Raw genomic sequence first — 6,000 nt, 5'->3', positions numbered from 1 at the left:
CCCTCGTAGCGGAGCTACTAGGGCTTTTGTCCGGTGCGGCGAGAGTGCGTGCCGGGCGTCGCGACGCCGCGGAGATCCATCAGAAGGGCCCTAGTCGGTCTTGTCCGCGGGCGGTGGGGCCACGGGGGCCACCCCCGCCGCCGTCGCTCCCCTCGGCCGGGGGGAGGTCCGCGGGGCCGGTTCCTGGGAGTACGCCTTCAGGTAGCCGACGACCGTGTTGGTGACCGCCACCAGGGGGACGGCCACCACCGCGCCGCCGATGCCCGCGACCATGCCGCCGGAGGCCACCGACAGGACCACCGCGAGCGGATGGACGCGGACCGCGCGGCCGAGGATGAACGGCTGGAGGATGTGGCCCTCGATCTGCTGCACCGCGAGCACCACGGCGAGTGTCATCACCGCGGTGAACACGCCCTGGGTCACCAGCGCCACGACGACCGCCAGCGCGCCGGAGGCCACCGCGCCGACCAGCGGGATGAAGGAGAACAGGAAGATGAACACGGCGAGCGGGACGGCCATCGGCACATCGAGGAAGTAGATGCCCAGGCCGATGAAGATGGCGTCGATGAGGGCGACGACGACCGTGCCGCGGACGTACGCCGTGAGCGTCGCCCAGGCCCGCGGGCCCGCGCCGGCCACGCCCGGCCGGGCGGCGGAGGGGACCAGTTTCAGCGTCCACTCCCAGATCCGCTTGCCGTCGTAGAGCAGGAACAGCGTCGAGAAGAACGACAGCAGGATGCCGGTGAGCGCCTCGACGACGACCGTGACGCCCTCCAGGCCCGCCGAGGTGATGGAGTCGGTGTTGGCGCCGATCGCCTCGCGCAGGTTCTTGGCGATGCCGTTGATCTGCTTGTCGGTGACGTGGAAGGGGCTGTTGAGCAGCCAGCGGCGCAGATCGTCGATGCCGTCCTGGACCTGGTCCGAGAGGTTGTCGATGTTCTCCATGACCTGCCAGGTCACGAACCAGCCCATCAGACCGATGACGACGAACCCGAGGATCGCGGTGAGCGCCGTCGCGGGCCCCTGCGGCACCCCTGCCCGCTTGAGCCGGGCCACGGTGGGCTCGAGGAGCGCGGTCAGCAGCAGGGCGACCACGAAGGCCAGGACGACCAGTTGGACGGCGCTGATGACCTTGATCAGCACCCAGAGGGTCCCGGCGAGCACCAGCAGCCGCCAGCCCGCCTCGGCGGCGACCCGGACACCCCACGGCACGGCCTGCACGGGATCGGGGCGCGGCGCGGGCGGCGGCAGGTCCGCCGGGGGCGCCTCGACGGTCTCGGGCACGCTCTGCTCCGGCTCCACGGTCTCGCTCTCCCGCTCGACCTCGGCACGCCGCTCGTCGAGCCGGTCACCCATCTCCGTCAGACCGGCGCCGATCCGGCCGAGCCACCCTGGCACTCGCGACATGATCCGTCCTCTTCCCCCGTCCATCCCCACCACTCCCCCCTCGGAGCGAGCCCGGCCAAAGATGCGACGCGGGCTCTACGACCGTACAGGGCGAAAGCCCCTCCCCTGAGGACGGGGAGGGGCTGTGCGAGGTTGAGCGACGGTGCCGGCGACGGCTCAGTAGGAGCCGTTGGCCTGCCAGAAGTTCCAGGCGTCACAGGGGCTGCCGTAGCGGTCGTTCATGTAGTTCAGGCCCCACTTGATCTGGGTGGCCGGGTTGGTCTGCCAGTCGGCGCCGACGGACGACATCTTGGAGCCGGGGTAGGCCTGGACGAGGCCGTAGGCGCCGGAGGAGGGGTTGACGGCCTTGTAGTTCCAGCCGGACTCGTGGTCCACGATGTTGCTGAAGCACTGGAACTGGCCGCTCGGCACGATCGAGGCCGCGATGGCCTTGACCTGGGCGACGGTGTAGGACGACTGCTGGCTGAACGTGGTGCCGGCCGAAGTCGACTGGGTGCCGGCCTCCGACTTGGCCTTGGCAGCCTCCGCGCGCTCCTTGGCCTCCTTGTCGGCCTGCGCCTTCGCCTCGGCGGCCTTCTGCTTGGCCACCGCGTCCTTGGCGGCCTGCTTGCGGGCCGACTCCTCCGCCGACTTCTTGGCGGTGGCGTCGGCCGCCATGGCCTGGTAGTTGGCCTGCTGGGTCACGGATGCCGTCTGCACCTGTGCCTGCTGGCCCACTGGTAAGTCGGCGAGGAGGGTCGCCTCGGTCGCCTTGGTCTCTGCGTCGTTTCCGGTCTGACCGGTGCCTGCCTGGGCAACTCCCATGACAGCACCGACAGTGGTGACCGCGGTGGCCGAGACCACCGCGAATCCCCGGGCCGAGTTCCGGCTCACACGGGTTCCTTCTGCTTGGTCGACAGATGAAAAGGGTGCGCGGCCGGAGCCGCTGGGGCTCAGTACCAGCTGTTGGCCTGCCAGAACGACCAGGCGTCACAGGGGCTGCCGTACCGGCTGTTCATGTAGTTCAGGCCCCACTTGATCTGGGTGGCCGGGTTGGTCTGCCAGTCGGCGCCCGCGGACGCGTACTTGCCGGCGGGCAGCGCCTGGAAGAGACCGTAGGCGCCGGAGGAGGCGTTCACGGCGTGGTAGTTCCAGCTGGACTCGTGGTCCACGATGTTGCTGAAGCACTGGAACTGGCCGCTCGGCACCATCTGCGCGGCCATCGCCTGGATCTGCGCGACCGTGTAGGAGCTCTGGATCGGGAAGTCACCCGCGCTGCGGCTGGCCTTGGCCTTCGCCGCCGCACGCTCCTTGGCCGCCTGCTCGGCGGCCTCCTTCTTCGCGACGGCGGTCTTGGCCGCGGCCTTGCGTGCCGCTGCCTCCGCGTCCTTCTTCGCGCCCTCGTCCGCGGCGATGGCCTGGTAGTTGGCCTGCTGCGTCAGGGACGTCGTCTGCACCTGGGCCTGCTGGCCCACAGGGATGTCAGCGAGGAGCGTCGCGTCGCTCGCCGTCGACTCTGCGTCGTTGGGCTGCGCGACACTGCCCGAGGCAACGCCGACGACGCTTCCGACAGCGGTGACCGCCGTGGCCGAGGCCACTGCGAATCCCCGGACCGAGATCCGGCTCACACGGTTTCCTTCCAGCATCGCCCGCTTCGGTGACCCTGGCGGACGCAATCGTGCCCCTGACGCTGGCCTCCCAACTGCGGGGTCACGGGAGGCGCGGGCCCGGTGGGCAACTCCCCCGGAGGGAGCGCCGTGTGGTGCTCGGGCGGCATACGACGACGCTATGGAGTTGAAGGGTGGTGCGTGTGTGCTTCCGTACCCCTGGGGGTACACGTGTGCCGTATGCGGGGCCTGACAGGAACGAGACTTTGCCGTAACCAGACACCACAAGGCAATCTCGAGTTGCGTGTGAAAGCTCACACCTGTTGGTGACCTGTGTATTTCGCGAAACCCCCACACGCGTCGACGCCGCCCGGCTAGGCTCACGGCCTTTGTCGGGCGGCGCCAACTGACGCTCAAAGCTTATGAACTTGTGCGGTCAGGGTCAGATGTGTCCGTCCTCGAGCATTTCGGTCACAAGCGCCGCGATCTGGGACCTCTCGGACCGGTTCAGCGTCACGTGCGCGAAGAGCGGGTGGCCCTTCAGCTTCTCCACGACGGCGACGACACCGTCGTAGCGCCCGACCCGCAGATTGTCCCGCTGCGCCACGTCGTGGGTGAGGACCACCCGGGAGTTGGCGCCGATCCGGGACAGAACGGTCAGCAGCACGTTCCGCTCGAGCGACTGGGCCTCGTCGACGATCACGAAGGCGTCGTGGAGGGAGCGGCCGCGGATGTGGGTCAGCGGGAGCACCTCCAGCATGCCGCGGGCGGTGATCTCCTCGATGACCTCGCGGGAGGTGACGGCCGACAGCGTGTCGAAGACCGCCTGCGCCCACGGGCTCATCTTCTCGGCCTCGGAGCCGGGCAGATAGCCGAGCTCCTGCCCGCCCACCGCGTACAGCGGACGGAAGACCATCACCTTCTGGTGCTGGCGGCGCTCCAGGACCGCTTCCAGGCCCGCGCACAGTGCCAGCGCCGACTTGCCGGTGCCGGCCCGGCCGCCCATGGAGACGATCCCGACGTCCGGGTCGAGCAGCAGGTCGAGCGCGATGCGCTGCTCGGCACTGCGGCCCTTGATGCCGAACGCCTCACGGTCGCCGCGCACCAGCCGGATGTTGCCCTCGGGGGTGACCCGGCCGAGTGCCTTGCCGCGCTCCGACTGGATGGTCAGGCCGGTGTGCACGGGCAGGTCGGCGGCCTCCGGGACGTACACGTGTCCTTCCTCGAAGAGGATGTCCACCTGTTCGCCGGGCAGCGTCAGTTCGGACATTCCGGTCCAGCCGGAGGAGTCCGTGATGGCGAGCTCGGCCCGGTACTCCTCGGCGAGGAGACCGACCGAGGACGCCTTGATCCTGAGCGGTAGATCCTTCGACACGACCGTGACGTCGAACCCCTCGGCCTGCAGATTGCGGGCGACCGCGAGGATGCGTGAGTCGTTGTCCCCCAGGCGGTAGCCGGACGGCAGCACGCTGGGGTCCGAGTGGTTGAGCTCGACACGGATGGTCCCGCCCAGCTCCCCGATCGGGATGGGGGCGTCGAGGCGTCCGTACCTGACCCGGTAGTCGTCGAGCAGACGCAGGGCCTGCCGGGCGAAGTAGCCGAGTTCGGGATGGTGCCGCTTGGCCTCCAGTTCCGTGACCACGACGATGGGGAGCACGACCTCGTGCTCCTCGAAGCGGGCCATGGCGTTCGGGTCGGCCAGCAGGACGCTGGTGTCGAGAACATAGGTGCGCCGGTCTGGCATACGGCGCTTTGTGCTGGTCACCACGGAAGGACGTACCCCCTCGGATGAGGTCGGGGAGCGACGGAGTGGAGCTGGACCGGTCGGCGGCCCCGATGCACGGGCCGGTGACCGGCCCCCCGCTGCTTCTTCCGTGCCGTGACCGCACGGTCGGGCTGGTGCAAAGGGCCTCCCGGGCGGACGGCCCCGTGCCGCCCGCTGAGGATGCGACACCCGTGGTTCGGGCATCGACCTGCTTGGCTTATGCCCTCGAAAATGCGCCGCCATGCCACGGCATATGACGGCGCGCCGGTGAACTCCTTGTTACTTCCACCCCAAAAGGGGTACAAACGCCCCGTTCGGGGGATCGCGTGGGTCAGCCGCCGTAGCGCCGGTGACGGGCCGCGTAGTCGCGCAGGGCCCGCAGGAAGTCGACCTTGCGGAAGGCCGGCCAGAAGACCTCGCAGAAGTAGTACTCCGAATGGGCCGTCTGCCACAGCATGAATCCGGACAGCCGCTGTTCACCGCTGGTGCGGATCACCAGATCGGGGTCGGGCTGGGCGCGCGTGTAGAGGTGGCGGCCGATGAGGTCGACGCTGACGGAGTCCGCCAGGTCCTCCATCGAGGTGCCCTTGTCGGCGGCGTCCACGATCATGGAGCGTACGGCGTCGGCGATCTCCTGCCGGCCGCCGTAGCCGATGGCCACGTTGACCAGTATCCCGTCGACGTGCGCGGTGGCCTGCTCGGCCTCCTTCAGCGCGGTCTGCACATGCGAGGGGAGGATGTCGGGGGTGCCGACGTGGTGGACCCGCCAGCGGCCGTCGGCGGCGAGGGTGCGCACGACGTCCTCGATGATGCCGAGGAGCGGGACGAGTTCCTCCTGCGGGCGGTCGAGGTTGTCCGTCGACAGCAGCCACAGGGTGACGACCTCGACATCCGTCTCGGAGCACCAGCCGAGGAACTCCTCGATCTTCTCGGCACCGGCGCGGTGGCCGTCCTCGGTGGAGGAACCCGCGGCCTTCGCCCAGCGCCGGTTGCCATCCATGATGACCCCGATGTGCTTGGGCACCTGAGCGTGGTCCAGGTGGCCTTCCACCCGGCGTGCGTACAGCCTGACCAGAAGGCCGCGCAGCTTGTCGCGCAGGTTCACGTGATTGTCAGCCCCTCCGTACGGTGCGGTCCCCGCGGCCACAGCCTACCGCCGTGCGGATCGCCGTTGCCGTGCGGGGCGGTTCGATGTGGGTGCAAAAAAACGGGCCGGTCCGTGGGGGGGAGACGGACCGGCCC

Annotated in this window: 5 protein-coding genes; all 5 read right to left on the bottom strand. The window is 69.3% G+C overall.

What is annotated here, in order from left to right:
• Positions 1-90 precede the first annotated feature (90 nt).
• The 5 genes from ABT057_RS12005 to ABT057_RS11985 all read right to left on the bottom strand — a co-directional run bounded on the left by ABT057_RS12005 (position 91) and on the right by ABT057_RS11985 (position 5,863).
• The gene (locus ABT057_RS12005) at positions 91-1,407 is read right to left on the bottom strand and encodes an AI-2E family transporter (RefSeq protein ID WP_352342508.1); all 1,317 of its coding nucleotides are present in this window, start codon (positions 1,405-1,407) and stop codon (positions 91-93) included.
• A 156-nt stretch (positions 1,408-1,563) separates the two neighbouring features.
• A complete protein-coding gene (locus ABT057_RS12000) occupies positions 1,564-2,280 on the bottom strand; it encodes an aggregation-promoting factor C-terminal-like domain-containing protein (protein ID WP_352342507.1) in 717 nt (238 codons plus the stop codon).
• 59 nt (positions 2,281-2,339) lie between these two features.
• Complete coding sequence (locus tag ABT057_RS11995) at positions 2,340-3,014, bottom strand: aggregation-promoting factor C-terminal-like domain-containing protein (protein ID WP_352342505.1); 675 nt, start codon at positions 3,012-3,014, stop codon at positions 2,340-2,342.
• Positions 3,015-3,435: 421 nt separating this feature from the next.
• Positions 3,436-4,761, bottom strand: coding sequence for an RNA 5'-3' helicase PhoH2 (phoH2, locus tag ABT057_RS11990; protein ID WP_352342503.1), 1,326 nt, complete (start codon positions 4,759-4,761; stop codon positions 3,436-3,438).
• A 328-nt stretch (positions 4,762-5,089) separates the two neighbouring features.
• Complete coding sequence (locus ABT057_RS11985; protein WP_352342501.1) at positions 5,090-5,863, bottom strand: isoprenyl transferase; 774 nt, start codon at positions 5,861-5,863, stop codon at positions 5,090-5,092.
• Positions 5,864-6,000: the final 137 nt, after the last annotated feature.

Origin of the sequence: Streptomyces sp. NPDC002588 (assembly GCF_040295925.1) — a bacterium.
Taxonomy (GTDB): Bacteria; Actinomycetota; Actinomycetes; order Streptomycetales; family Streptomycetaceae; genus Streptomyces.
This window is presented reverse-complemented; position numbering and strand designations above follow the sequence as displayed.

What these genes read in the sequence shown, in the direction of transcription:
- ABT057_RS12005 (WP_352342508.1), bottom strand. Translation starts at nt 1,407, where the DNA reads ATGTCGCGAGTGCCAGGGTGGCTCGGCCGGATCGGCGCCGGTCTGACG.